This is a genomic window from Yeosuana marina, assembly GCF_011762485.1.
GTDB classification, from domain to species: Bacteria; Bacteroidota; Bacteroidia; order Flavobacteriales; family Flavobacteriaceae; genus Yeosuana; species Yeosuana marina.
This window is the reverse complement of record NZ_JAAKGI010000002.1, coordinates 180,743-203,872: the sequence shown is the minus strand read 5'-3', so window position 1 is coordinate 203,872 and position 23,130 is coordinate 180,743. Positions and strand designations below refer to the sequence as shown.

The 23,130-nt window shown below is 35.6% G+C and carries 22 protein-coding genes and 1 tRNA gene; 17 read left to right on the top strand and 6 right to left on the bottom strand.

Annotation, left to right across the window (positions count from 1 at the left end; genetic code table 11):
* The 15 genes from G5V56_RS03825 to G5V56_RS03755 all read left to right on the top strand — a co-directional run bounded on the left by G5V56_RS03825 (position 1) and on the right by G5V56_RS03755 (position 14,512).
* Positions 1-1,263: an MgtC/SapB family protein gene (locus G5V56_RS03825; RefSeq protein WP_166961667.1), complete on the top strand. Its 1,263-nt coding sequence runs from the start codon at positions 1-3 to the stop codon at positions 1,261-1,263.
* 20 nt (positions 1,264-1,283) lie between these two features.
* On the top strand, positions 1,284-2,282 hold the full coding sequence (locus G5V56_RS03820; protein WP_166961664.1) for a 2-hydroxyacid dehydrogenase: 999 nt from the start codon (positions 1,284-1,286) through the stop codon (positions 2,280-2,282).
* A 20-nt stretch (positions 2,283-2,302) separates the two neighbouring features.
* Positions 2,303-2,929, top strand: a complete 627-nt coding sequence (locus tag G5V56_RS03815) for an L-2-amino-thiazoline-4-carboxylic acid hydrolase (protein WP_166961661.1) — start codon at positions 2,303-2,305, stop codon at positions 2,927-2,929.
* A gap of 11 nt (positions 2,930-2,940) precedes the next feature.
* A complete protein-coding gene (locus tag G5V56_RS03810) occupies positions 2,941-3,771 on the top strand; it encodes a universal stress protein (protein ID WP_166961658.1) in 831 nt (276 codons plus the stop codon).
* Positions 3,772-3,773: 2 nt separating this feature from the next.
* Positions 3,774-4,616 carry an ATP cone domain-containing protein gene (locus G5V56_RS03805; protein WP_166961655.1) on the top strand — a complete coding sequence of 281 codons (843 nt, stop codon included), beginning with the start codon at positions 3,774-3,776 and terminating at the stop codon, positions 4,614-4,616.
* A 56-nt stretch (positions 4,617-4,672) separates the two neighbouring features.
* Positions 4,673-4,927, top strand: a complete 255-nt coding sequence (locus tag G5V56_RS03800; protein WP_166961652.1) for a hypothetical protein — start codon at positions 4,673-4,675, stop codon at positions 4,925-4,927.
* 111 nt (positions 4,928-5,038) lie between these two features.
* A complete protein-coding gene (locus tag G5V56_RS03795; RefSeq protein ID WP_166962160.1) occupies positions 5,039-6,415 on the top strand; it encodes an MBL fold metallo-hydrolase RNA specificity domain-containing protein in 1,377 nt (458 codons plus the stop codon).
* A gap of 30 nt (positions 6,416-6,445) precedes the next feature.
* A complete protein-coding gene (locus G5V56_RS03790) occupies positions 6,446-7,948 on the top strand; it encodes a thymidine phosphorylase family protein (RefSeq protein WP_166961649.1) in 1,503 nt (500 codons plus the stop codon).
* Between the two features lie 10 nt (positions 7,949-7,958).
* A complete protein-coding gene (locus G5V56_RS03785; RefSeq protein ID WP_166961647.1) occupies positions 7,959-8,852 on the top strand; it encodes a ribose-phosphate pyrophosphokinase in 894 nt (297 codons plus the stop codon).
* Positions 8,849-9,493, top strand: a complete 645-nt coding sequence (locus G5V56_RS03780) for a hypothetical protein (protein ID WP_166961644.1) — start codon at positions 8,849-8,851, stop codon at positions 9,491-9,493. The genes G5V56_RS03785 and G5V56_RS03780 overlap by 4 nt, the downstream gene beginning before the upstream one ends.
* Positions 9,494-9,501: 8 nt before the next feature.
* Entirely contained in the window at positions 9,502-9,795 is a 294-nt protein-coding gene (locus G5V56_RS03775; protein WP_166961641.1) for a phosphoribosylpyrophosphate synthetase, read from the top strand.
* 125 nt (positions 9,796-9,920) lie between these two features.
* Complete coding sequence (locus tag G5V56_RS03770; protein ID WP_166962156.1) at positions 9,921-12,008, top strand: copper-translocating P-type ATPase; 2,088 nt, start codon at positions 9,921-9,923, stop codon at positions 12,006-12,008.
* Entirely contained in the window at positions 12,009-13,232 is a 1,224-nt protein-coding gene (locus G5V56_RS03765; RefSeq protein WP_166961638.1) for an MFS transporter, read from the top strand.
* Between the two features lie 133 nt (positions 13,233-13,365).
* Positions 13,366-13,857, top strand: coding sequence for a phospholipase D-like domain-containing protein (locus G5V56_RS03760; protein ID WP_166961635.1), 492 nt, complete (start codon positions 13,366-13,368; stop codon positions 13,855-13,857).
* An 82-nt stretch (positions 13,858-13,939) separates the two neighbouring features.
* A complete protein-coding gene (locus tag G5V56_RS03755; protein WP_166961632.1) occupies positions 13,940-14,512 on the top strand; it encodes a phospholipase D-like domain-containing protein in 573 nt (190 codons plus the stop codon).
* 213 nt (positions 14,513-14,725) lie between these two features.
* Here G5V56_RS03755 and G5V56_RS03750 read toward each other — a convergent pair whose 3' ends face one another.
* From G5V56_RS03750 to trxB, 3 genes are all read right to left on the bottom strand, one after another.
* Positions 14,726-16,012 (bottom strand): site-specific integrase, encoded by a 1,287-nt coding sequence (locus G5V56_RS03750; RefSeq protein WP_166961629.1) that lies wholly within the window; start codon positions 16,010-16,012, stop codon positions 14,726-14,728.
* A gap of 231 nt (positions 16,013-16,243) precedes the next feature.
* A tRNA-Pro gene (locus G5V56_RS03745) sits at positions 16,244-16,318 on the bottom strand.
* A gap of 51 nt (positions 16,319-16,369) precedes the next feature.
* A complete protein-coding gene (gene trxB / locus G5V56_RS03740) occupies positions 16,370-17,350 on the bottom strand; it encodes a thioredoxin-disulfide reductase (protein ID WP_166961626.1) in 981 nt (326 codons plus the stop codon).
* 163 nt (positions 17,351-17,513) lie between these two features.
* On the opposite strand from trxB, the gene G5V56_RS03735 reads away from it, so the two are divergent.
* Positions 17,514-17,981, top strand: a complete 468-nt coding sequence (locus G5V56_RS03735; protein WP_166961623.1) for a hypothetical protein — start codon at positions 17,514-17,516, stop codon at positions 17,979-17,981.
* Positions 17,982-18,017: 36 nt separating this feature from the next.
* Positions 18,018-18,719: a sulfite exporter TauE/SafE family protein gene (locus G5V56_RS03730; RefSeq protein ID WP_166961620.1), complete on the top strand. Its 702-nt coding sequence runs from the start codon at positions 18,018-18,020 to the stop codon at positions 18,717-18,719.
* On the opposite strand, the gene hypE is transcribed toward G5V56_RS03730, so the two are convergent.
* The 3 genes from hypE to hypF are packed head-to-tail and all read right to left on the bottom strand — an operon-like array spanning position 18,716 to position 23,101.
* Complete coding sequence (gene hypE, locus G5V56_RS03725; protein WP_166961617.1) at positions 18,716-19,741, bottom strand: hydrogenase expression/formation protein HypE; 1,026 nt, start codon at positions 19,739-19,741, stop codon at positions 18,716-18,718. The genes G5V56_RS03730 and hypE overlap by 4 nt on opposite strands.
* Before the next feature lies 1 nt (position 19,742).
* The gene (hypD, locus tag G5V56_RS03720) at positions 19,743-20,837 is read right to left on the bottom strand and encodes a hydrogenase formation protein HypD (RefSeq protein WP_166961614.1); all 1,095 of its coding nucleotides are present in this window, start codon (positions 20,835-20,837) and stop codon (positions 19,743-19,745) included.
* Positions 20,834-23,101, bottom strand: coding sequence for a carbamoyltransferase HypF (gene hypF, locus G5V56_RS03715; RefSeq protein ID WP_166961611.1), 2,268 nt, complete (start codon positions 23,099-23,101; stop codon positions 20,834-20,836). Before hypF ends, hypD begins: the two co-directional genes overlap by 4 nt.
* Positions 23,102-23,130 lie beyond the last annotated feature (29 nt).

Here is a 23,130-nt window from a genome sequence, read left to right as displayed (position 1 = left end):
ATGATTGAATCCTTAAAAAATATAAACCCCTTTATTCTTGGTATAATCATTAGCTTGGGCATTGGCTTAATCCTTGGATTAGAAAGAGAATACGATAAATTAAAAGAAGAGCAAGGTTTTGCGGGAATACGGACATTCCCCATTGTTGCAATCATAGGATTTATTTTGGGTAATCTTTCTCAGGTGTATACCCCCTGGTTTGTCATTATTACAGTTGCCACTTTTTTGTTGTTTTTGGGATTAAGCCATATCTCAATTGTACAAAAGCACTTAATGACCGGTATTACAACTAATTTGGCATTATTTGCTACCTTAATTCTTGGCGTAATGGTTGCTAACCACTTACATAAAGAGGCTGTTGCCACAGCAGTGGTAGTGATGACTTTATTATCGCTTAAAACAACATTTCGCTCTTTTATAAAGAATATCACCTCGGTAGAACTTTTCGCATTTATTAAATTTACAATTATTGCACTATTGATACTGCCCTTTTTACCGAATGAAAACTATGGGCCAGAAGGTTTATTAAATCCTTTTGAAATCGGCTCCATTGTTGTCATTGTTTCCTTTTTGAACTTTATAGGCTATTTTTTGGTTAAATACGTAGGTTCCAAACAAGGTATATTGCTTACGGCCATTTTAGGCGGATTGATATCAAGTACAGCCGTAGCCTGGATTTATGCATCACGAAGCAAGGAATCTCCAGAACTTTCAAAAAAATATGCAGCTGGAATAATTATCGCTTCGGCAATAATGTTCCCGAGGCTTGCGGTGCTGGCATATATTTTTAATAATGACATAATAACCTATCTGACCATTCCTTTTTTCATCCTTACGCTCATCTGTTTAATCAGTGCACTCATATTTATTAAAAAGGATACTGATGTCCCAAGAACCGATATCAATCTTGGAAATCCACTTAATATATGGAATGCCCTAGGATTTGGGGCAATTTATGTGTTAATCCTATTCGCTGTTTTTTATGCAAATGATTTTTTTGGTGAAAGGGGGCTTTACTATTCGGCCCTAATTGCTGGACTGGCCGATACTGATGCGATAACAATAAGTATGTCAAAATTTGCTTCCATTGATGAGAAACTCGCACTGGCAGGCAATGTTATTATCACCGCAACCATTAGCAATATGATTGTCAAACTGGGAATTGCCTTTTTCAAAGGTTCCAAACGTACAGGTAAATTAGTATTGCTTGCTTTTGGAAGTGTTATTGTAGTGGGAGTTATATACATTCTATTTAACTCGTAGATAAATTAAAAAGTAAAAAAATGAAAACAATCATATTTAGCATACATAGGTTTGAAGAACCTTATATTATTGAGGCAAATAAGGGCAAACATCAATTGAAATTGCTTGAAAATAGATTGACCGAAGATACTGCTATTCTCGCAAACGGTTCTAAAGCCGTGAGCTTATTCACTGGAGATGATGCATCAGCAAGCGTTCTTATAAAGCTAAATGCTTTGGGAGTCAAATATATTGCCCTTCGTACAGCAGGATATAATAACGTAGCTATTGAAAAAGCTAACGAATTGGGCATCAAGATTTCACGGGTTCCGGCATACTCGCCTTATGCTATTGCAGAACACACCATGGCGTTGATACTTGCATTGAACAGAAAATTGATTAAAGCGCATAATAGGGTTCGCGAACAAAACTTTTCATTGAACGGGCTTACAGGTTTCGACCTTAACGGAAAAACTGTTGGTATTATTGGAACAGGAAAAATCGGTGCTGTAGTTGTAAAAATACTTCACGGTTTTGGATGTAACATTCTTGCTCAAGATGTTGTTGAAGATGAAAATTTGATAAATTCATACGGAGTTCAATATTCGGATTGCGAAACCATCTGCCTGGAAGCAGATATAATAACTCTGCACATACCCTTAACTCCTTCGAGCAAGCATTTGATTAATGCTAAACACATTAAATTAATGAAAAACGGTGTAATGCTCATCAATACAAGTCGTGGTGGATTGGTAGATACAAAGGCCGTAATTACAGGATTAAAAAATGGAAAAATAGGTTATTTTGGTATGGATGTTTATGAGGAAGAGGAAGGATTGTTTTTTGAGGACCATTCCGATGACATCTTACAAGATGACGTGATTGCTCGTTTAATGACTTTTAGCAATGTTTTAATTACCAGTCATCAAGCATTTTTAACCCAAACAGCCTTGGCTAATATAGCTGAAACGACAATATATAATTTGGACTGTTTTGAAAAACAAGTTCCATCAGGAAATGAAATTGCAACAACGGATTAAAAACTTTAAAATTTAAAGATTTGTTACGAATTATTTTGTTTTGGTTTAAGATGAAAGTAGCAGGGGCTACCAGAAAAGTACTGTCCCCCAACTTTGACAAGGAGGGAATAAAATCAATCCTTAAAGGATATTGGTCACGCTATAAACTATTGCGAAGGGATATTGGTAAACAGCCCACCTTGGGAGGTACGGTTATGGTTCATCTCGCTAGTATGTCCACCACTTTTTATAATGAACTTACTGAAAGAGGTATAAGCGATGCAAAAACCACACAATATTTTTATGATATAGCTTGGAAGGTGTATAAAATTATGGGGGGGTTTTCCTGGGACTTAACAAGATTAAAATATCAAAACAATCCGAAAAGGCTGGCATATGCCACAGAACTTTTTAGGATGTTTCCCTTTAACAGCCCTTCCTATAAATGGAAAAATATTCCACAACCAGATGATGTTGTTCGTTTTAATTGCGAAAAGTGTCCTGTGGCAGAATATTTTAAGGACAAAGGTCTTTCAGAGTTTTGTGTCAACACTTGGTGCGCTTTGGATTTTCCCCTTGCTAAAATGTGGAATGCCAAATTAGAACGCACCAATAGCATTGCAGGAGGAGCTAAAGTCTGTGATTTTAAATGGATAGCAAATGATTAAACTTAGATAAAATGAAAAATATACTTGTACCCACCGATTTCTCTGAAAACTGCAGTAAAGCGGCACAACTTGGTATAGAAATGGCCAAGTTATATAATTCAGAAATTCACTTTTTGCACCTTATGAAAACCCCCGTAAATTGGGTCAAGTTGGACAAAATAAAGGAAAAACGATATCCCGAAACCGTAAAACAAATAGGCATTGCCAAAGCCAAATTGCGCGAGTTGGAAATAGAAGCTGAACACAAAGGGCTTAAATGCCTTACTTTTCTTCAATTTGATGCCGGGCAAGCTGATATTTTGGAGCATTCAGGACATTTTCACCACGATTTTATCATTACAGGCAGTAGCGGAACCAAGGGCATAATCAGAGAGATTACTGGTAGTAATGTTGAAGAAATCGTGAGGAAGGCAAACGCTCCTGTAATTGTGGTAAAAGATGAGGATGTAACCTTCCCATTCAAGAATATTGTATTTGTTTCAGATTTCAAGGAAGATATAAGCACGGCTTTTAATCAAGTGATACCCATTGCCAAAAAGTGTCATGCCCGCATCCATTTGTTACGAATAAATACCGAGGTGGATTTCAACAGTATAGAACTTGGTTTAAACCCAATAGAACAATTATTGAACAAGTTCCCGGAAATAAAAAATTACTCAATGGCCGTTTATAATGAGCCTTCTGTAGAAACGGGAATCAATACTTTTATTAAGCAGAACCCTATTGATTTAATTGCAATGGCCACCCATGGAAAAACCGGGTTTTTAAGTTTGTTTTCAAAAAGTATCGCTGAAGGCGTAACCAACCATTCAACATTGCCCGTAATGACTATACATATCTAAAAATGGAAAACTCAATTAAAATAGTAAAATACTCTGGTGACATTGTTGAATTCAATGTTGAAAAACTAATCAATTCCTTAAGGCGCTCTCAGGCAAGTGAAGAATTGATCCAGCAAATAGTTGAGCAAGTTAAAGGCCAATTATATGACGGAATTACCACCAAAAAAATCTACCAAATGGCATTTAAGATGCTAAAGGGTAAATCAAGGGCAAGTGCATCAAGATATAAACTAAAAAAAGCCATTATGGAACTAGGTCCCACAGGGTTTCCTTTTGAGAAATTTGTAGGCAAAATTCTGGGACACGAAGGATTTCAAACAGAAGTCGGTGTCATTATACAAGGCCATTGTGTAAAACACGAAGTGGACGTAACGGCCTTAAAAGATAATAGGCACTATATGATAGAATGTAAATACCACAGCGACCAAGGTAGGTTTTGTAATGTAAAAATCCCACTTTATATCCAGTCCAGATTTCTGGATGTAGAGAAACAATGGGAAAAGCAACCAGGGCATGAAACCAAGTTTCACCAAGGTTGGGTATATACCAATACACGCTTTACAACAGATGCCATTCAATATGGAACCTGCATGGGCTTGGGACTTGTAAGTTGGAATTATCCAATAAACAACAGTCTTAAATACAGAATAGACCAATCTGGCCTACATCCATTAACGGCCTTAACAACCCTTACAAAAGCTGAGAAAAGCAGATTATTGGACAAGGGTATTGTACTCTGCAAAGAGCTTCACGAAAACCCTGATTTATTAGAAAAAATTGGGGTGCCAAAATCAAGACACAAAAATATTCTCGAAGACTCAGAAGAATTATGCAGGTCACATTAAAATAACTGCGTAGAACAATAAAACAAACATTCATAAATATTAAAAAAACCATACAGATGAAAACAGAAGCATTGCAAAAACAGAACAACATAGATTTAGAGCCATTTTACCAAGCATTGGAAGACGACCCAAAATTACTCGAAGAAGCTCTTGAAATATTGCTGGGGATGATAAACTTCGAACCACAATCCGTAAAGAAGTTCGCGCTACTTATTAAAGAAGATTCCCGTAATCTCTATAATGAAATAGTCGAACTGTACAAATCGAACCAAGAAAAAGGAGATTCGCCTTCCTGTTGTGGTGGACACTAAAATGCGGTCAATAAAAACCTTAACGACTTGGTTGCGACCAATGAAGAAATAGGTCTATCCATATCTTCATTGAAGCAAAAAAAGGGTTTTGGGATATTAAAAATAAAAAAGATGAAAAACAATAAAATAAACATCCATTTTTTAGGAGCCGCTGGCACGGTAACCGGATCAAAATATTTGGTGGACACAGGAGAAAACAAAATATTGATAGACTGTGGTCTTTTTCAAGGTCTTAAAGAACTGCGCCTAAAAAACTGGGAATATCCGCCCGTTAAAGTTTCTGAAATTGATATGGTATTGCTTACCCACGGCCATATGGACCACACGGGATATCTACCAAGGTTGATAAAGCAAGGATTTAATGGCCCTATTTATGGTACCAATCCCACTTTGGATATTGCCAAAATCATTTTGAATGACAGTGCAAAAATCCAGGAACAGGAAGCCGAACGTGCCAATAAGGAAGGCTATTCAAAACACAGTCCGGCAGAACCGCTTTACGATTTAAAGGATGTGGAAAGAACCATTCCTCATTTTAAGGCAATTCCCCAATCCCAATGGATCCCAATGTTCGACGGTATCAAGGCTCGTTTTCAGTATAACGGACACATTTTGGGTGCTACTTTCATAGAATTGGATGTACACGGAAAACGCTTTGTTTTTTCAGGTGATATTGGTAGGATAAACGACTTATTATTGTACCCGCCACTCAAACCAGAAAAAGCCAATGTGCTTTTCATAGAATCGACCTATGGCGGCAGATTTCATCCCGATGAGATAGAAGCTATTCCACAAATAGAAAAATTGGTCAATGAAACTATCAACCGAGGTGGCAGCCTATTTGTTCCAAGTTTTTCAGTGGAACGTGCCCAACTGATGATGTTGATTTTCTGGAGATTGCTCAAGGAAAACAAAATTCCTAGAATTCCAATGATTATGGACAGCCCTATGGGTGCTAATGTATTAGAGCTATTCCACAGTACCAGAGATTGGCACAAATTAGAAGCCCACGAATGCGATGAAATGTGTTCTTATTTCACAGTGGTGAGCAGTTACAGGGAGACCATGGAATTGAGAACGGACAACAAGCCAAAAATCGTTATTGCAGGCAGCGGAATGCTCACGGGAGGAAGGATGCTCAACTATCTCGAAACACAGGCACAAAACCCTAACAATACCTTACTGTTTGTTGGTTATCAAGCCGAAGGAACACGTGGAAGAAAATTATTGGAAGGCGAGAAGGATTTAAAAGTGTATGGGAAAACGGTATCCTTTCAAATGGAAGTAGCCGAAATTCAAGGCCTCTCGGCACACGCAGACCACGCTGAACTTATAGATTGGATGAGCAAAATAAAAGATAAACCAGCCCGAATTTTTATTGTGCACGGAGAAAAAGAAGGTGCGGAAGCTCTTCAAAAAGGAATAAAGGAAACCTATGGATGGGATGCGGAAATCCCGCAACTATACAATATAGAAGAAATAGAATAGACTATATAAATCGAAAGAATAATAACAGTTATGGAGCAACACTCAAATATACTAAAATACAAGCACCTTGGAATTTACACCCACAATGAGAACGTTGTGTATATGCGTGAGGACTGCCACGTCTGTATTTCCGAAGGCTTTGAAGCCCTCACAAGAATAAGGGTTTCCAAGGCAATGTATTCCATCGTGGCAAGCCTCAACGTTATAAATTCAGATATTCTATTGCCCAATGAGATTGGTCTATCGGATGCAGCTGCAAAAAAACTTAGGGTTTCTGAAAATGACACCCTATACATTTCCCATCTGGAGCCCATAGAATCCTTAAGCCACGTAAGAGCAAAAATTTATAATCAAAAGCTAAATTATAGTGCTTATAAAGAAATCATAACCGATATCGTAGAAGGCGATTATTCCAATATACATCTATCTGCATTCATTACGGCATGTGCAGGTGACCGAATGGATATTGATGAAATATCCAATCTCACAAAGGCAATGATTGCTTCAGGAAAGCAATTGAATTGGAACAAAAAAATCGTGGTCGATAAGCATTGCATTGGAGGATTACCCGGCAATCGAACAACACCTTTGATAGTGGCCATAGTAGCTGCCTACGGTCTAACGATGCCAAAAACATCTTCAAGGGCCATCACTTCCCCGGCCGGAACCGCAGACACCATGGAAGTAATGACCAATGTGACCCTTTCTTCCGTAGAAATTAAAACTGTAGTCGAAAAAGAAGGGGGCTGTTTTGTCTGGGGTGGGACCGCGCAATTAAGCCCTGCTGATGATGTGCTCATAAAAATTGAAAAAGCCTTAGATATTGACAGTGAGGGCCAACTTATCGCTTCGGTGTTATCAAAAAAAGCTGCAGCTGGTTCAACCCATGTGGTCATTGATATTCCTGTGGGCGAAACCGCAAAGGTTCGTAGTATGGAAATGGCTCAAAAATTAAAAAACCATATAGAAACCGTTGGAACTGCTGTGGGACTGCATATAAAGGTCGTCATTACAGATGGTACGCAACCAGTCGGCAGAGGTATTGGACCATCTTTGGAAGCCTTTGATATTTTAAGTGTGCTAAAAAATGAAGATAATGCACCCAGAGATCTTAAAGAAAGAGTGTTGTTATTAGCAGGTGAGTTATTGGAGCTATCAGGAAAGGTTATGAAAGGAAAAGGTGCCGCTACAGCCAAACAGCTTTTGGAATCTGGAAAAGCCTTCGAAAAGTTTCTCGCTATCTGCAGAGCACAAGGCCGTTTTACCAATCCCGTATTGGCTCCATATAAAGTTGAAATTAAAGCAAAAAGATCCGGTACAGTGCAACTTATCAATAATAGAAAGATTGCAAAACTTGCAAAACTTTCCGGGGCACCCCAATCAAAATCTGCGGGTATTTTATTGAATGTCCATTTAGGGGATAAAGTTGACCAAGACCAATTATTATATACGGTGTTTGCAGAATCCCAAGGTGAATTGCATTATGCCTTGGAATATGAAAATAACCACAACGATATATTAACCTTAGTATAAATTAGAGAAAATGAAAACCATTTTATTCAGCTTGCCGGGAAATGAAGAGCAAACAAATCTATTGGCAAAAAAAATGAATGCCGAAATTGGTGAAGCTACCTTACGCAAATTCCCAGACGGAGAATCATACACCCGCATTCTTTCAGATGTAAAAAACAAATGTGTAGTTTTAGTCTGTACATTACACGATCCTGATGAAAAATTATTGCCACTCTATTTTTTAGGACAGACGGCAAAGTCTTTAGGTGCGATGTGCACTTGTTTAGTCGCTCCTTATTTAGCGTATATGCGTCAGGACAAGGTATTCAATAAAGGCGAAGGTGTTACCTCTTCGTTCTTTGGAAAATTAATCTCGGGATTCGCTGATAGCATTACAACCATCGATCCTCACCTACACAGAATAAGTGCTTTGGGAGAAGTCTATCATATTCCCAATAAAGTTATCCACGCAGCAGATGATATTTCAAAATGGATAAAGGAAAACATTGAGAACCCCGTTCTTATTGGTCCCGATTCTGAAAGTGAGCAATGGGTTTCCGAAGTGGCCAAAAAAGCAGGTGCACCTTTTACAGTATTGCAAAAAATACGACACGGAGACCGTAATGTGGAAGTTTCAATCCCCGATGTAGAAAAATATAAAAATGCCACACCTATTTTGGTAGATGATATTATCTCAACCGCCCATACCATGATTGAAACCGTGCAACATTTAAAAAAGGCTGGGATGAAGCCGCCTATTTGCATAGGCATTCATGCGGTATTTTCAGGAAATGCCTATCAGGATTTATTAGATTCCGGGGCAGAAAAAATTGTAACTTGTAACACTATTCCGCACCCATCCAACTCCATAGATTTAAGCGATGTTATCGCTAAAGAAGTTAAAGAGTTAATGAACCATAAATGATGAAATTATATCCCATAATGGTCTTATTGCTCTTTGGTATTTCATTAAATGCTCAAAATGAAATGCTCATAGAGCAGTTGTCCGATAGATTTGTTTTACGTAAAAATTTTGATGAAAATGGTAATTTTCTGAACAAACAAACCTTTAATGTCGGAAAACTAAAGAAAAGAAATGGTTATTATGAAATTGACGTGGTGACTGAACTGTTTGATAAAAACAAAAAATCTACTGATAAATATACAACGACCTACCGATGTAAACCTGATGAAGCCAGTGTAATGGTAATGGTATTTCCGTTTTCAAACCCAAAATCAAAAGAAACTGAAATCAATACAACTTCTAAAAAATTTAAAGAGCTATACGATTTGGAAAATTTGGAAGATATAGAACTTGAAATGAACTTTGATTCGGGCCTGTTGAATTTTTTTGGTTCAAAAAGCATCATAAAAATTTATGCCCGAAAATTTGACAGTAAGAACAACAATATTAAATCAAACATAAATATTAAGGCCTATGCATGGGGGATTCGTATTAAACAACTCAACTATACTGTCAACGAAAAATTGAACGCCAATGGCTTATTGACCTTTCAGAAATTTACAGAGGAAGATAACAGTTATTTTACAATAACCTATAAATAAAGAAAAAGATGAAAAATTACGACACCCTTTCAGAGGCAATAAACGATTTACAGACGAACGATTATACATATAATTTTAACCTTAAACCAACTTGTTTAGAATGTGCATCTCTGAAATTGCAAATCAACCCAGAAGATTTTGAAGTTGATAAAATATATCGTTTTGAAGGAATGAGCAGTACAGATGACAACAGCATACTTTATGCCATTTCTTCCAAAAATGGAGTTAAAGGGCTTTTGGTAGATGCCTACGGTATGTATGCCAAAAACATTTCAGAAGCAATGCGAAAAAAATTACGATAAAACTTAAATAGAATAATATGGACAATAACAAAGATCACAAGGACAAAAAAATGGATCATTCAAAGATGGATCATTCTAAAATGAATCATAACAAAGATGACCACTCAAAAATGGATCACTCGAAAATGGAAGACCCAAAATCGGACGACCATAGTAGGATGGACCACAGTAAAAGGGATCATTCAAAGATGAAACACAAAAAAGAAGACCATTCTAAAATGGATCATGACCATGGTGCTATTCCTATGGGAATGGCAGGGCATGACCATCATAAAATGATGATTGCCGATTTTAGAAAACGTTTTTGGGTAACTATAATCCTAACCGTTCCCATATTGCTATTCTCGCCAATGATTCAGGAATTTTTTGGATATGAACTTTTACTTCCAGGAAATCCATATATTCTTTTTACCCTTTCCACAGTAGTATATTTTTATGGTGGTTGGCCATTTTTAAAAGGTTTTTGGTCCGAAGTTAAAAAAACCGCGCCTGGAATGATGACTCTAATTGCCATGGCGATAAGCGTTGCATATTTTTATAGTTCTGCCACGGTTTTTGGTCTAAAAGGGGTCGATTTTTTCTGGGAACTGGCTACACTAATCGCTATTATGCTTATTGGCCACTGGATAGAGATGAAGAGTGTTTTGGGGGCCTCAAAAGCATTGCAATTGTTGGTAAATATGATGCCAGCAGAAGCACACCGAGTAAAAGGTGAAATTATTGAAGATATTAAATTAGAAGACTTATTGAAAGATGACATTATCTTAATAAAACCTGGGGAGAAAGTCCCTGCAGATGGAATCATCACAGAAGGCACAAGTTACCTAAACGAATCTATGCTTACTGGAGAATCCAAACCGGTCAAAAAGGAGTTGAATGACAAAGTTATTGGCGGTTCAGTAAACGGAAATAGCACCTTAAAAGTCAAGGTGGAACATACTGGTAAAGATAGCTATCTCAACAAGGTTATTACTATGGTTGAAGAAGCCCAAAAAACCAAATCTAAAATGCAAAATCTATCGGATCGAGCTGCAAAATGGTTGACTTATATTGCCTTGGCTATTGGATTTGGTACATTGGCGACATGGTTAATTCTAGGATTTCCATTTGTATATGCATTAGAAAGAATGGTTACAGTTATGGTAATTGCTTGCCCTCACGCATTGGGTCTCGCTATTCCATTAGTTGTTGCAATCTCTACGGCAGTTTCTGCACAAAATGGACTATTGATCCGTAATAGGACAGCATTTGAAGAATCGCGAAAAATATCGGTATTACTCTTCGATAAAACAGGAACATTGACCAAAGGGGATTTTGGTGTTACTCGTATAGAATCGGTAGATAAAAAGTACTCTTCGGAAGAAGTTTTACGACTGGCCAGTGCATTAGAACAAAGTTCGGAACATCCTATTGCCGTTGGCATCATCAAGAAGGTCAAAGAAAATAAAGTTACTATCCCAAAACCTGAAAATTTCAAAGCCATTACGGGTAAAGGGGTTGAGGCAACTGTTGAGGGCAAAAAAGTAAAAGTGGTGAGTCCGGGTTATCTCAGAGATGAAAAAATAAGCATTCCCAAAGATGCATATAGTGATGCCGCTGAAACAGTAGTATTTATTTTAATTGAGGGAAAACTTGCTGGATATATTGCCCTTGCCGATGAGATTAGACCAGAATCTGCGGAAGCCATCAAAGTATTCAAAAAAAACAATATCAAAGTCTTGATGGCAACTGGTGACAATGAAAAAACAGCTAAAGCGGTTAGCGATAAACTTGGTTTGGATGGCTATTATGCTGAAGTGCTACCGCACCAAAAAGTGGAAATCGTAAAAGATCTACAAGGCAAAGGTGAATTCGTAGCGATGACGGGAGATGGTGTAAATGATGCACCTGCACTTGCACAAGCAAATGTTGGGATAGCCGTTGGTTCAGGTACAGATGTGGCTGCTGAAACAGCCGATATTATTTTGGTGAATAGTAATCCACAGGACATTGCCAACTTAATATTGTTTGGAAAAGCCACCTATAACAAAATGATCCAAAATTTAATTTGGGCTACAGGTTATAACGTTGTGGCTATTCCGCTAGCGGCTGGAGTTCTATATTCTTCGGGCTTTGTTTTAGGACCAGCAGTAGGAGCTGTTTTTATGAGTTTGAGTACAATTATAGTGGCCATTAATGCGCAATTATTAAAGCGAAAAATCAGCAAAAAATAAATGAAAAGAAAAGAAAAACTCAACAGGATAGTTTTGATCCTGTTGAGTTTATTTGTAGTGATGTTGGGTTATGGTATTTTATTACCTACCCTTCCCTACTATACCGAAAGATTAGCGTTAAAGGACAATCTAGATTCGGATCTTGTAAATTTCCATATTGGTTTACTCACCAGTATTTATCCGCTTTTTCAATTGCTTTTTGTGGTAGTTTGGGGAAAGCTTTCCGACAAATATGGTCGTAAACCCATCATTATTTGTGGATTGATAGGTTTTATAATAATGCAATTGCTTACTGGTTTTGCTACCTCATTAATTATGCTTTATTTTGCGCGAATTTTTGGAGGAATATTCACTTCTTCCGTTATCCCTGTAAGTAATGCATATTTAAGTGACATTACTTCTACAAAACGAAGAACAAAAATAATGGCTTGGTCCGGAGTTGCTATTAGTTCTGGGGTTATTTTTGGACCTGTAATTGGAGGATTCCTTTCTCAAACACCATTACATTTAGAGTATTCAATTGGCGTACTGCATTTAAATCGGTTTTCAGTACCATTCATTTTTGTGGCGATGCTTGGATTAATAGTCCTAATCATTCTATCAAAATGGTTAAAAAATACTGTACCCTTTCATAAGATAACAACCAAAACAATAAGTTTACGTTTTTCATTTAACAAATATTTCATTGTCCTGTTAATACTCTCTTTTGTAATGCAATTTGTAGTTACTTTATTTGAAACTGTATTCTCCATTTATGGTAAAGATGAATTAAGCTTTAACAGTAAGCAAGTCGGCCTTGGCTTTATGCTCTGTGGTTCGGTTATGGCAATTTTACAACCTGTATTTGCAACTTATGGAGAAAAAATCATGTCTTCAAAACAGCAAATAGCTTTAGGTTTATTAATAACTGGGGGTTCTCTTATTGCCTTTCCTTTTTTTAATAATGGTTTATATGTTTATGTAATGATTATTATTTTCGCAATTGGTGGTGCTTTGGTGACTCCTAATTTACTTTCCGCGGTATCCTTGATTTCAAAGGAGAACACAGGCAGGAACATTTCCATACAAAGTTCAACTAATAGTGTTGGTCAGATTTTAGGTCCAATTTTAGGGGTTTGGTTAATTTCTGGAGGATTTTATTATCCTTTTGTTGTTGCTGGTATTATAGTATTGGCTACTATGGGCTTGATTTTACCTTTGCTAAAATTAAAGCACAAAACTTGATTTAATGGAGGATAAATAGAATATTTTAATCAAAGAATGAATATATTTCTAATAATTCAAAAGCAAACTATTTAAAAGCTTCGCTTTGTATCATTGGTAAACACTGGATAGAAATGAAAATAAAGGATTTGAGATGAGCACATATAAGGACCATATTCAACTTCTACATTCAGGAGAAGAATATTTTTATCAACTAACAAAAATGATTGAAAATGCTCAAAGAGAAATCCATCTTCAAACCTATATTTTTGAGAACGATGAAACAGGAAATAGTGTTGCATCCTGCTTAAAAAAAGCTGCCGAACGGAAAGTAAAAGTCTATGTTTTATTGGATGCTTTTGGTAGTTCCGTACTTCCGGATAATTTTGTACAGGATTTGATACAACACGGTATTCTGATAAGGTTTTTTTTACCTTTATTCTCCTTGAACAATTTTTATCTGGGCAGGCGTATGCACCACAAAGTAGTGGTTGTAGATGGAAAAACGGCGCTGATAGGTGGAATCAATATAGCAGATAAATATCACGGATCCAAAGAATTGGAACCTTGGCTTGACTATGCTGTGAAATTAGATTGTCCCGTGTCCGCGGATTTACAAAAACTGTGCTCTGATTATTTTTTTTAAGAAGGGAAGTTTCAAAAAGATTAAACCCGTTTTTCATTCGGCCGGTAGCGGAACACTTATTGGAATTATACAAAATGACTGGTTGAAAAGGAAAACAGAGGTTTGTGATGCATATACAAATGCAATACTTCAAGCCAAAAAAGAAATAGTCCTGTTAGGCTCCTATTTTTTACCAGGAATAAAGATGTCTAAAGCGCTTAAAAAAGCCAGCAATAGAGGAGTGAAAATAATAGTTATTTTAGCAGGTGTTAGTGATGTCCCTTTAGTACATAGGGCAACTGAACATTTATATTCCTCCTTTATAGCCCAAGGCATTGAAGTGTATGAGTGGAATAAGTCTGTTCTGCACGGCAAAGCGGCAGTGGTAGATAACCAATGGGCCACAATTGGATCGTTTAACCTGAACAGTTTGAGTTGCTTTGGCAGCATTGAAATGAATGTGGGAATATATTCACCCGATTTTGCTGAAGCCTTACGCAAGGATTTTAATAATGTAATAAATAAATGCAGGAAAATTACCAAGAGTAACCTTAAACGAAGAGCAAGTATCCTTAACAGGCTTGTAGATTGGCTCTCTTATCAAATAATAAGAACGGTCATGCTTTTCCTAACTTTTTTGCCACACTTAAAGGTTTTGAAAAAATATCGTTTATAAATGCTTTATAGTTTTGTTATAACCCTGTGTGCAAAAAACGGTTACAGTAAACCAGTAAAAAAGGAAAATTTTGAACCACTTAAAAACTCTTTTTACCTAAGCTATAAAAAGGTTTACAATAAATTATTGCTATGCTTACTTTTATCCGTTGAAAGCGGCTCACATTGGGCGCCCTATCCACTTACTTGTATCTAGTAGAATTTTATTAATTCGCTAAACAATTCTCAAATGCCCCATTGTATCTGACTTTTTACGTTTTTCACTTTTTAGATTAATCACCTCTAAGGTTTTCTTAAGCTTCAACATATCCCTGCTAATCTTTGTCTCTATGACACGGGCATACTTTTGGGTCGTGGAAATTTTTTTATGACTCAAAAGATTTGATACCGTGACCAGTGGCACATTATTTAAAAGGGTTATTGTAGTGGCGAAGGTGTGGCGTGCAACATGGAATGTTAGTTTTTTATCAATACCACATAACCCAGCGATGTTCTTTAAATGCTTATTGACCTTTTGGCTGCTAAGCACAGGTAAAAGCTTATAGCCATTCTGTTCACAGGGATGATCTCTATAAATCTCCAATATTCCTTTTGCCTCATTGAGAAGTGGCACTTTTACAGGGGTTTTTGTTTTTTGTCGCTTGACCATTATCCATTGTTCACCGTCTATTCCCTTAACTATACTTTTGGTATTGAGATTCTTCACCTCTATGTAACATAAACCTGTGTAGCAAGAAAAGATAAAAATGTTCTTGGTGTCTTCTAATGAAACATTGCTCGAATTTAGCGATTTAACTCTATCAATTTCTATTTGGTCCAAAAAGGCACTATCGAATTCCTCAAACTTTAACTGATATAAGGAAAAAGGGTTTTCTTTTATCCAGCCATGTTTCAACGCCAAGGTTGTTAGTTTTTGAAAACGTTCCATGTGCTTCATTATGCCATTATTTCCTAGGGGCTGCGCCTTTCTTAAAGGTGCACAGTGTCTCAGGTAACTTTCAAAGCTGGCCACAAAGGAATAATTTATGTTCTTTAAATAATAATCTGTTGACTTAAACTTTTTCAAAATAAACCTATGAAGGTATTTTTCCGTAGACGGATAGTTTTTGGCCGTTCCAGGAGTTAAATAGATCAAATCATTCTCCCTATGATAATGTATTAGGTCATCAATTGTGGCAACAGGTTTGTCCTTGCCCAAATACCTTAATTTAACTGCCTGGGCAGAAACAACAACGCCGCTGTCAGATAGTTGTCTATAGCATAAAACTATTCTGGACTGGATGTTTTCAAGGACATCATTGATTTCCTTGGAACCTGAAAATTTGGGCTTGATACGCCGTGCATTTTTGCACCAGCTATGTTCTAAGGTGGTTTGTTTGGTACTTAGATCGGCTCGTTTGCCATCTATTGTAATCCTTGCATAAATCGGGAATGTTCCGTCTTTTCTTAAGACCGTCATTTTTAGCCAAAAATGGACATTGAAGGTTTTTAGGAATGTCATTACTTTCGTTTTTGATGAATAAATCAGTTAAACGAAAGCCAAATCGCTGTAAAGATGAAATAAGATACTACTTCTAATACAAATTTAAGAAATTATTTCCTAAAAATAGGACACCTAATAGGACACCTTCAAATTTGTACTCAAATGGGTACAAATGAATTCAAACAAAATATTAAAACGCTGAATATCATTTAATTACCATTCTTTTGATATCCATTGATACCCAAATTGTCGGGATGACAGGATTTGAACCTGCGACCACACGGCCCCCAGCCGTGTACGCTAACCGGACTGCGCCACATCCCGTTTAAAAATTAAAAAGACAGAACAATTAGCACTCTTTTTAATTAAGTTTTTCTAATTATACGTAGAAGTTGATACTTCAAAAGTCGAATCTTTAGCTGCTAGATATCTTTCTGCATCTAAGGCTGCCATACAACCTGTTCCAGCTGCTGTAATTGCTTGTCTATACACATGATCTGCAGCATCACCAGACACGAAAACACCAGCTACATTAGTCTTTGAAGTACCAGGTTTATTAATAATATAACCCGTTTCATCTAATTCTAAATACTCTTTAAAAATATTGGTATTAGGTTTATGTCCAATAGCCACAAAGAACCCTGTTGCAGGAATTTCGTGTTTTTCATTGGTTTTATTGTTAAATACTCTTACTCCTGTAACCACTTGCCCATCACCTAAAACCTCGTCTGTTTCTGTGTTAAATAGAATTTCTATATTTTCTGTATGCTTAACTCTGTCTGCCATTATTTTAGAAGCTCTGAACTCATCTCTTCTTACTAACATCGTTACTTTTTTACAAAGTTTGGATAAATAATGAGCTTCTTCACAAGCAGAGTCTCCAGCTCCAACAATGACTACTTCTTGATTTCTGTAGAAGAACCCATCACAAACCGCACAGGCTGAAACCCCTCCACCTAATTTTAAATATTTTTGTTCTGAATCTAATCCTAAATATTTAGCAGATGCTCCTGTAGAAATAATAACAGTTTCACAATGAATTTCAGTAGTTTCATTAATCCAAACTTTGTGTATACCCCCCGAAAAGTCAACTTTTGTTACCCAACCATCTCTAATATCTGCGTCAAAACGTTGTGCTTGTTTTTGTAACTCAATCATCATTTCAGGTCCTGTAATTCCATTTGGATATCCTGGAAAATTTTCTACTTCATTAGTAGTGGTTAATTGTCCTCCTGGTTGCATTCCCTGATATAAAACAGGTTTCATATTAGCCCTAGCCGCGTAAATTGCGGCCGTATAACCTGCGGGTCCAGAACCAATAATAAGACAATTTACTTTCTCAACATTTTGTGCCATAATCAAATTTAATTTAAGTACAACAAAAGTAGAATTTTTACGGTAAAACTTACATTCAATTTATCAAAAGTTATTATCACATAATAATTACTAATTATTTATAAAGTTGATGCCTCTTTTTTTTGTAAATTGTATGATTAGCAATTACTAAACTAAACGAATTATGAGAACACTATTTTTTTGTTTATGCTTGACTTTTTTGGTCTCGTGTAAAAATAAAGCTGATTCAAATATAGAATCAAATGACATGAAATCGTCTTCGGGAAAACTAACTATGAATGGCGCTTGGAAATTAATAAGTTATTACAATTACAAGGACAATCAAGTAATTGACACTATAAAAGCCTCTGATGACTATAAACAAATTAAAATGTATACAAATTCAAAGGTGATGTGGTCTCGTTTTAAAGACTCCGATTCAGTAGATTGGTTTGGTTATGGCGATTATAAAATTGATAATGACTCCTTAATAGAGATTATCGATTTTGGATCTAAGTCAATGAACCAAGCCATTAAAGAACAAAAGAAGTTTGTTTTTGACTTAAAATTAGACAAAAACAACTTTTCTCAAGTTCAAATAGATGACTCCGGTAATCCTATATACGCCGAGAATTATATAAGAATTGAATAAACAAAATAGTATCATTAACTCAATTATTAATTTTAAATGAGTAATTCATTTCCATTTATAGCTGCTTTATTAGCCGCTGTTTTACATGTAATAACTGGTCCAGATCATTTAGCTGCTGTGATTCCATTTGCCATTGAATCCAAAAAAAAAGCATGGAAAGTTGGTTTGTTTTGGGGTATCGGACATTTAGCAGGTATGCTTGCTATTGGTGTTTTATTTTTAATATTTAGAGAGCTTATTCCTGTTGAAAAAATTTCTGATTACAGTGAGCAGCTAGTTGGTATTGTACTTTTAGCTATTGGTGCATGGTCTTTTTACAAAATATTCAAAGAAAATAAAAAACATAAGCATTTACATGTTCATAGTGAAAACGCACCAATTATTCATAAACATGAACATAATCATTCGCATGAACACTCTCACCATCATTCACATCATACAACTGTTAAACAAAGTAGTTTTGCGTCATTATCTATTGGTTTTTTGCATGGTCTGGCAGGCATTTCGCATTTTTTGCTCTTTATTCCTGTTGCCAGTTTTAAAGATCAAATGGATTCTGTTTACTATCTAGTTGGATTTAGTACAGGTATCGTTTTAGCCATGACTACGTTTGCACTACTTATTGGTCAAATTTCTTCTTTTAGCAAAAATGAACATAACGATACTTTATTTAAAGGAATACGATATGCTGGTGGAATTTTTGCTATTATTATAGGATTATACTGGCTATTTTCTTAGCATATACGTGGTAATTGTTCGCCTATTAACGGACTTACTATTCGTTTCCCTCCGATTGAACTTTGCATTACAACTTTACCTGAATGCTCATTTGTTATTTCTCCAATGTAAGCTGAATTCTTCCCTTTTTTATCTTTCTTCATAAAATTTAAGACATTTTCTGAAATCGAATCATCAACAATTACAAGAAAAACACCTTCATTCGCTACATATAAAGGATCTAATCCTAAAATTTCGCAGGCAGCAGCCACTTGCTTTTCTAAAGGAATGTTATCTTCATAAATAACAATCCCTTTATTTATGTCTTGCGAAATTTCAGATAGCACACTGGCTACACCACCTCTTGTTGGGTCTCTAAATAAATGGATTTTATCTCCAAATTCATTAATCAAATCGTTTACTAAAAAATTCAAATTGGTGGTATCACTTTCTATAGTCGATTCAAACTCTAACCCTTCTCTTTCTGACATGATAGCCATACCATGCTGGGCTACAAAACCATTCAAAATTATTTTATCGCCAGTCTTAATATGTTCTGCTGCTATGTTTGCTTTAGGATTAACCTCACCAAAACCAGTTGTATTGATGAAAATTTTATCGCCCTTTCCTCGTTCTACAACCTTAGTGTCTCCCGTTATTATTTGAACACCACTTTTGTCAGCTGCGTTTTTTATAGAATTCACAATTTCTATAAACTCATCAATTTTTAAACCTTCTTCTACAATAAAAGCTAAAGATAAATACTTTGGAATAGCGCCGCACATGGCTACATCATTAACAGTACCATTAACAGCTAGTTCTCCAATATTACCGCCCTTAAAGAATATAGGAGACACCACAAAGCTATCTGTTGAAATTGCTATTTCACCATTAAAACTGACAATGGAACCATCATGCTTTTGATCCAAATAAGTATTACTAAACGTTTTAAATATAATTTTATCTAGTAAATCTCGGGTCATTAAACCACCACTACCATGACCTAACTGAATCGTTTCAAATCCTAATGTTTCCTTATTCATTTCAATCTTTAATTAAATTACTTGAAAAATGATAATATGCTGCACATGCCCCTTCTGAAGAAACCATTGGTGCTCCAAGCGGATTTGAAGGTGTACAGGCTTTTCCAAATTGATTACATTGATGTGGTTTTTTAATACCTTTTAAAATATCACCTGCAATACAATTTGGGTTTTCTGCTACTTTTATATGACTGATACCAAATTTTGTTTCGGCATCAAACTCTTTAAACTCTTTTGTTAAAACATATCCGCTATTTGGTATCTCACCTATACCTCTCCATTCTCTTGAACCTACTTCAAAAACTTGATTAATAACTTTTAATGCCGCTAAATTCCCTTCTTCTTTAACGACTCTTGAATATTGATTTTCAACTTCATAAACACCTTTTTCTAATTGCATAACCGCCATGTAAATACCTTGTACTAAATCAAGCGGCTCAAAACCCGTTATCACAATGGGTATTTTATATTTTTTTGCCAGTGGATAATATTCTTTATACCCCATGATAGCACACACATGACCTGCACCTAAAAATGCATTAATATTACAAAATTTATCATCTAAAATAGCTTCCATAGCGGGAGGCACTAGCACATGAGATACTAAAATAGAATAATTTTTAAGCCCTTCTTTTTGTGCATGCAACACTGACAAAGCATTTGCTGGCGCTGTTGTTTCGAAGCCAACAGCAAAAAATACAACTTCCTTATCTGGGTTATTTCTAGCGATTTTAACTGCTTCTATTGGTGAATACAAAATTCGTAAATCACCTCCGTTTGATTTAGCTTCAAGTAGACTTTTTTTACTCCCAGGAACTCTAATCATATCTCCAAAAGAACACACAATAACGCCGTTTTCCAGAAGTTCGATGGCTTTATCAATTAAATTTAAAGGCGTCACACAAACTGGACATCCAGGACCATGAATCATCTGTACATTTTCTGGCAATAAGTCTAAGATTCCATTTCTAACCAATCCATGTGTTTGACCTCCACAAATCTCCATTATTTTCCATGGTTTAGTAGCCGCCTTATGGATAAGCTCTAAATAACTTTTGGTTGCCTCTAAGTTTCTATATTCCGTTAAATACTTCATTTATTGTTACATTTTAAATAGTACATGATTTGACCAAAAGAAATATTTTCATCGTTAGGAGCCAAGTTAATGTTAAAATACAGCTTATATTCCTTTTCTCCAATTTCTTTAAGCATATCTATCAATGTTGTATTTTGAAACACCCCACCGCTAAAGGCTATATGTTTAAAATTATAATTCTGGGCTATTTTAAAAACAATAGTCGCTAAGGTGTAAAAGAAATTGATTATTACTGTTTCCTTAGAAGTCCCTTTTCTATAATCTATAAATAGATTCAATAATAATTTTTTAGTTGGAATTAAACCATTCTCAAGTGTATTACAATAGGAACAACAATCATCTAAATTGTATGATTCTACTAGGTTTTCAAGTAATATAGCAGCTTCTCCTTCATACGTATTAAAATCACAAACACCCAATAAAGACGCCACAGCATCAAATAATCTTCCAACAGACGAGGTTTGTAATGGATTAATTAGTTTCAATTTTTCATAAATCTCCAATTCATGAATTTCATACTTATCATCCAGTATATTTTTCATGTCTTTACTGGCTAAAGAAAGTAATGATAACCTAGGCTCTTTCGACATTTTATCACCTGCTATCCAATTAAAATAGTCAAAATTAGAAACTCGTTCTATTGTATTTGAATAGTATTTAAAAAATTCACCTCCCCAAATTTTACTGTCATCTCCATAACCTGTTCCATCCCAGATAACACCTAAAATTGGCTCATTAGACTCAAATAAATCATGTTCCGCTAATACAGATGCAAAATGAGCTTTATGATGCTGAATTTTATACAATTCAACATTAAATTCTTGAGATAATTCCTCACCATACAATGTACTTTGATATCCTGAATGCGCATCAACTAAAAGAACTTCTGGCCTTTGTTCAAATACCTTTATAAAATCATGAATCACTTTGGTAAAACGCTCATAAACATCATAATTATCTAAATTACCTAAATACTGACTCAGATAAACATAGGAGTTAGGAACATAAGCAATGGTGCTTTTTAAATGTGCTCCTAAAGCCATGATTTTTTTAGTGGATGTAATAGAAGTATTAAACAAATTGGGAGCATAACCTCGTGATCTGCGAAACAAAACTTCAACATTAAATTGGTTGCTAAATTTTACAACCGAGTCATCTTGAGGATGCACAATGCTTAAATCATGATTTAAAAAATAATCGGCTACCCTATTTAATTTTAAATGAGCTTCTTTATCGTTACTTATAATTGGCGAGCCATGAATATTTCCACTAGTCGCAACAATAGGAAAGTTTAATTCGTTAGCCAATAACTGTAAAATCCCGGAATAAGGAAGCATGACGCCTAATTGTGTAAGTCCTGGTGCTACTTTATTTAAAGCTATTTTACCTTTAAAATTTTTTAGTGATATGAGTGTAATTGGACGTTCTGTTGACGTTAAAGACTTTATATGGCACTCATCTACTTGTAATTCGTTTTTTAATCCGTTAATGGAAGGATATAATACAGCAAATGGTTTGTTAGGTCGATTCTTTTTGTTTCGCAACTCCTGCACAGCCTGTTCGTTTTCTGCATTACAGCATAATAAATAACCACTTGTGTTTTTAATTGCTATAATTTTTCCTTCTGACAAAAATTTAGCAATAACTTTAAATAATGTATGCTTAGATGTTTCAACTTTTTTGCCAGAACTATCAACTAAATGCATATCAATTCCACAGGTAGTACACGTATTTGTTTGTGAATGAAACCGTCTGTCTGAAGGATTGGTATATTCTTGAATACACTCATCACACATTGAAAATTCATTTAAACTTGTATGTTCTCTCTCAAACGGAAACGTTTCTGTTATCGCCCATCGCGGGCCGCAATTAACACAAGTAGTAAACGGATAATTAAAGCGCCTATTTTCTTGATTAATAATATCCTTCTGGCAATCTTTACAAATAGCAAAATCTGGTGTAAGTATTAAATCAAGCTGTCCACTTTTTTTTGAAGGAACTATATTAAAATCATCAAATTTAGGATACTGTATTTCATGAATTGAACTCTTTTTAATTTTAGAAACTGGCGGTGGAAAACTAATTAACCTCTCATAAAAACTATGAATGGATTGGTCTGAACCTTGAACCAAAATAATGACACCATTTTCATCATTTGAAACAGAACCTTTTAATAAAAATTCCTGAGCTAAATTAAATACAAAAGGACGAAACCCGACACCTTGTACTTGACCAGAGATTAGAATTTTATAGGTATTTTGCATGAAGTTTTATAGTTTCAAACGTCCTATAA

Coding starts and splice junctions, on each gene's coding strand:
- G5V56_RS03825 (WP_166961667.1), top strand. CDS start 1: ATGATTGAATCCTTAAAAAATATAAACCCCTTTATTCTTGGTATAATC.
- G5V56_RS03820 (WP_166961664.1), top strand. CDS start 1,284: ATGAAAACAATCATATTTAGCATACATAGGTTTGAAGAACCTTATATT.
- G5V56_RS03810 (WP_166961658.1), top strand. CDS start 2,941: ATGAAAAATATACTTGTACCCACCGATTTCTCTGAAAACTGCAGTAAA.
- G5V56_RS03805 (WP_166961655.1), top strand. CDS start 3,774: ATGGAAAACTCAATTAAAATAGTAAAATACTCTGGTGACATTGTTGAA.
- G5V56_RS03800 (WP_166961652.1), top strand. CDS start 4,673: ATGAAAACAGAAGCATTGCAAAAACAGAACAACATAGATTTAGAGCCA.
- G5V56_RS03795 (WP_166962160.1), top strand. CDS start 5,039: ATGAAAAACAATAAAATAAACATCCATTTTTTAGGAGCCGCTGGCACG.
- G5V56_RS03790 (WP_166961649.1), top strand. CDS start 6,446: ATGGAGCAACACTCAAATATACTAAAATACAAGCACCTTGGAATTTAC.
- G5V56_RS03785 (WP_166961647.1), top strand. CDS start 7,959: ATGAAAACCATTTTATTCAGCTTGCCGGGAAATGAAGAGCAAACAAAT.
- G5V56_RS03780 (WP_166961644.1), top strand. CDS start 8,849: ATGATGAAATTATATCCCATAATGGTCTTATTGCTCTTTGGTATTTCA.
- G5V56_RS03775 (WP_166961641.1), top strand. CDS start 9,502: ATGAAAAATTACGACACCCTTTCAGAGGCAATAAACGATTTACAGACG.
- G5V56_RS03770 (WP_166962156.1), top strand. CDS start 9,921: ATGGAAGACCCAAAATCGGACGACCATAGTAGGATGGACCACAGTAAA.
- G5V56_RS03765 (WP_166961638.1), top strand. CDS start 12,009: ATGAAAAGAAAAGAAAAACTCAACAGGATAGTTTTGATCCTGTTGAGT.
- G5V56_RS03760 (WP_166961635.1), top strand. CDS start 13,366: ATGAGCACATATAAGGACCATATTCAACTTCTACATTCAGGAGAAGAA.
- G5V56_RS03750 (WP_166961629.1), bottom strand. CDS start 16,012: ATGACATTCCTAAAAACCTTCAATGTCCATTTTTGGCTAAAAATGACG.
- trxB (WP_166961626.1), bottom strand. CDS start 17,350: ATGGCACAAAATGTTGAGAAAGTAAATTGTCTTATTATTGGTTCTGGA.
- G5V56_RS03735 (WP_166961623.1), top strand. CDS start 17,514: ATGAGAACACTATTTTTTTGTTTATGCTTGACTTTTTTGGTCTCGTGT.
- G5V56_RS03730 (WP_166961620.1), top strand. CDS start 18,018: ATGAGTAATTCATTTCCATTTATAGCTGCTTTATTAGCCGCTGTTTTA.
- hypE (WP_166961617.1), bottom strand. CDS start 19,741: ATGAATAAGGAAACATTAGGATTTGAAACGATTCAGTTAGGTCATGGT.
- hypD (WP_166961614.1), bottom strand. CDS start 20,837: ATGAAGTATTTAACGGAATATAGAAACTTAGAGGCAACCAAAAGTTAT.
- hypF (WP_166961611.1), bottom strand. CDS start 23,101: ATGCAAAATACCTATAAAATTCTAATCTCTGGTCAAGTACAAGGTGTC.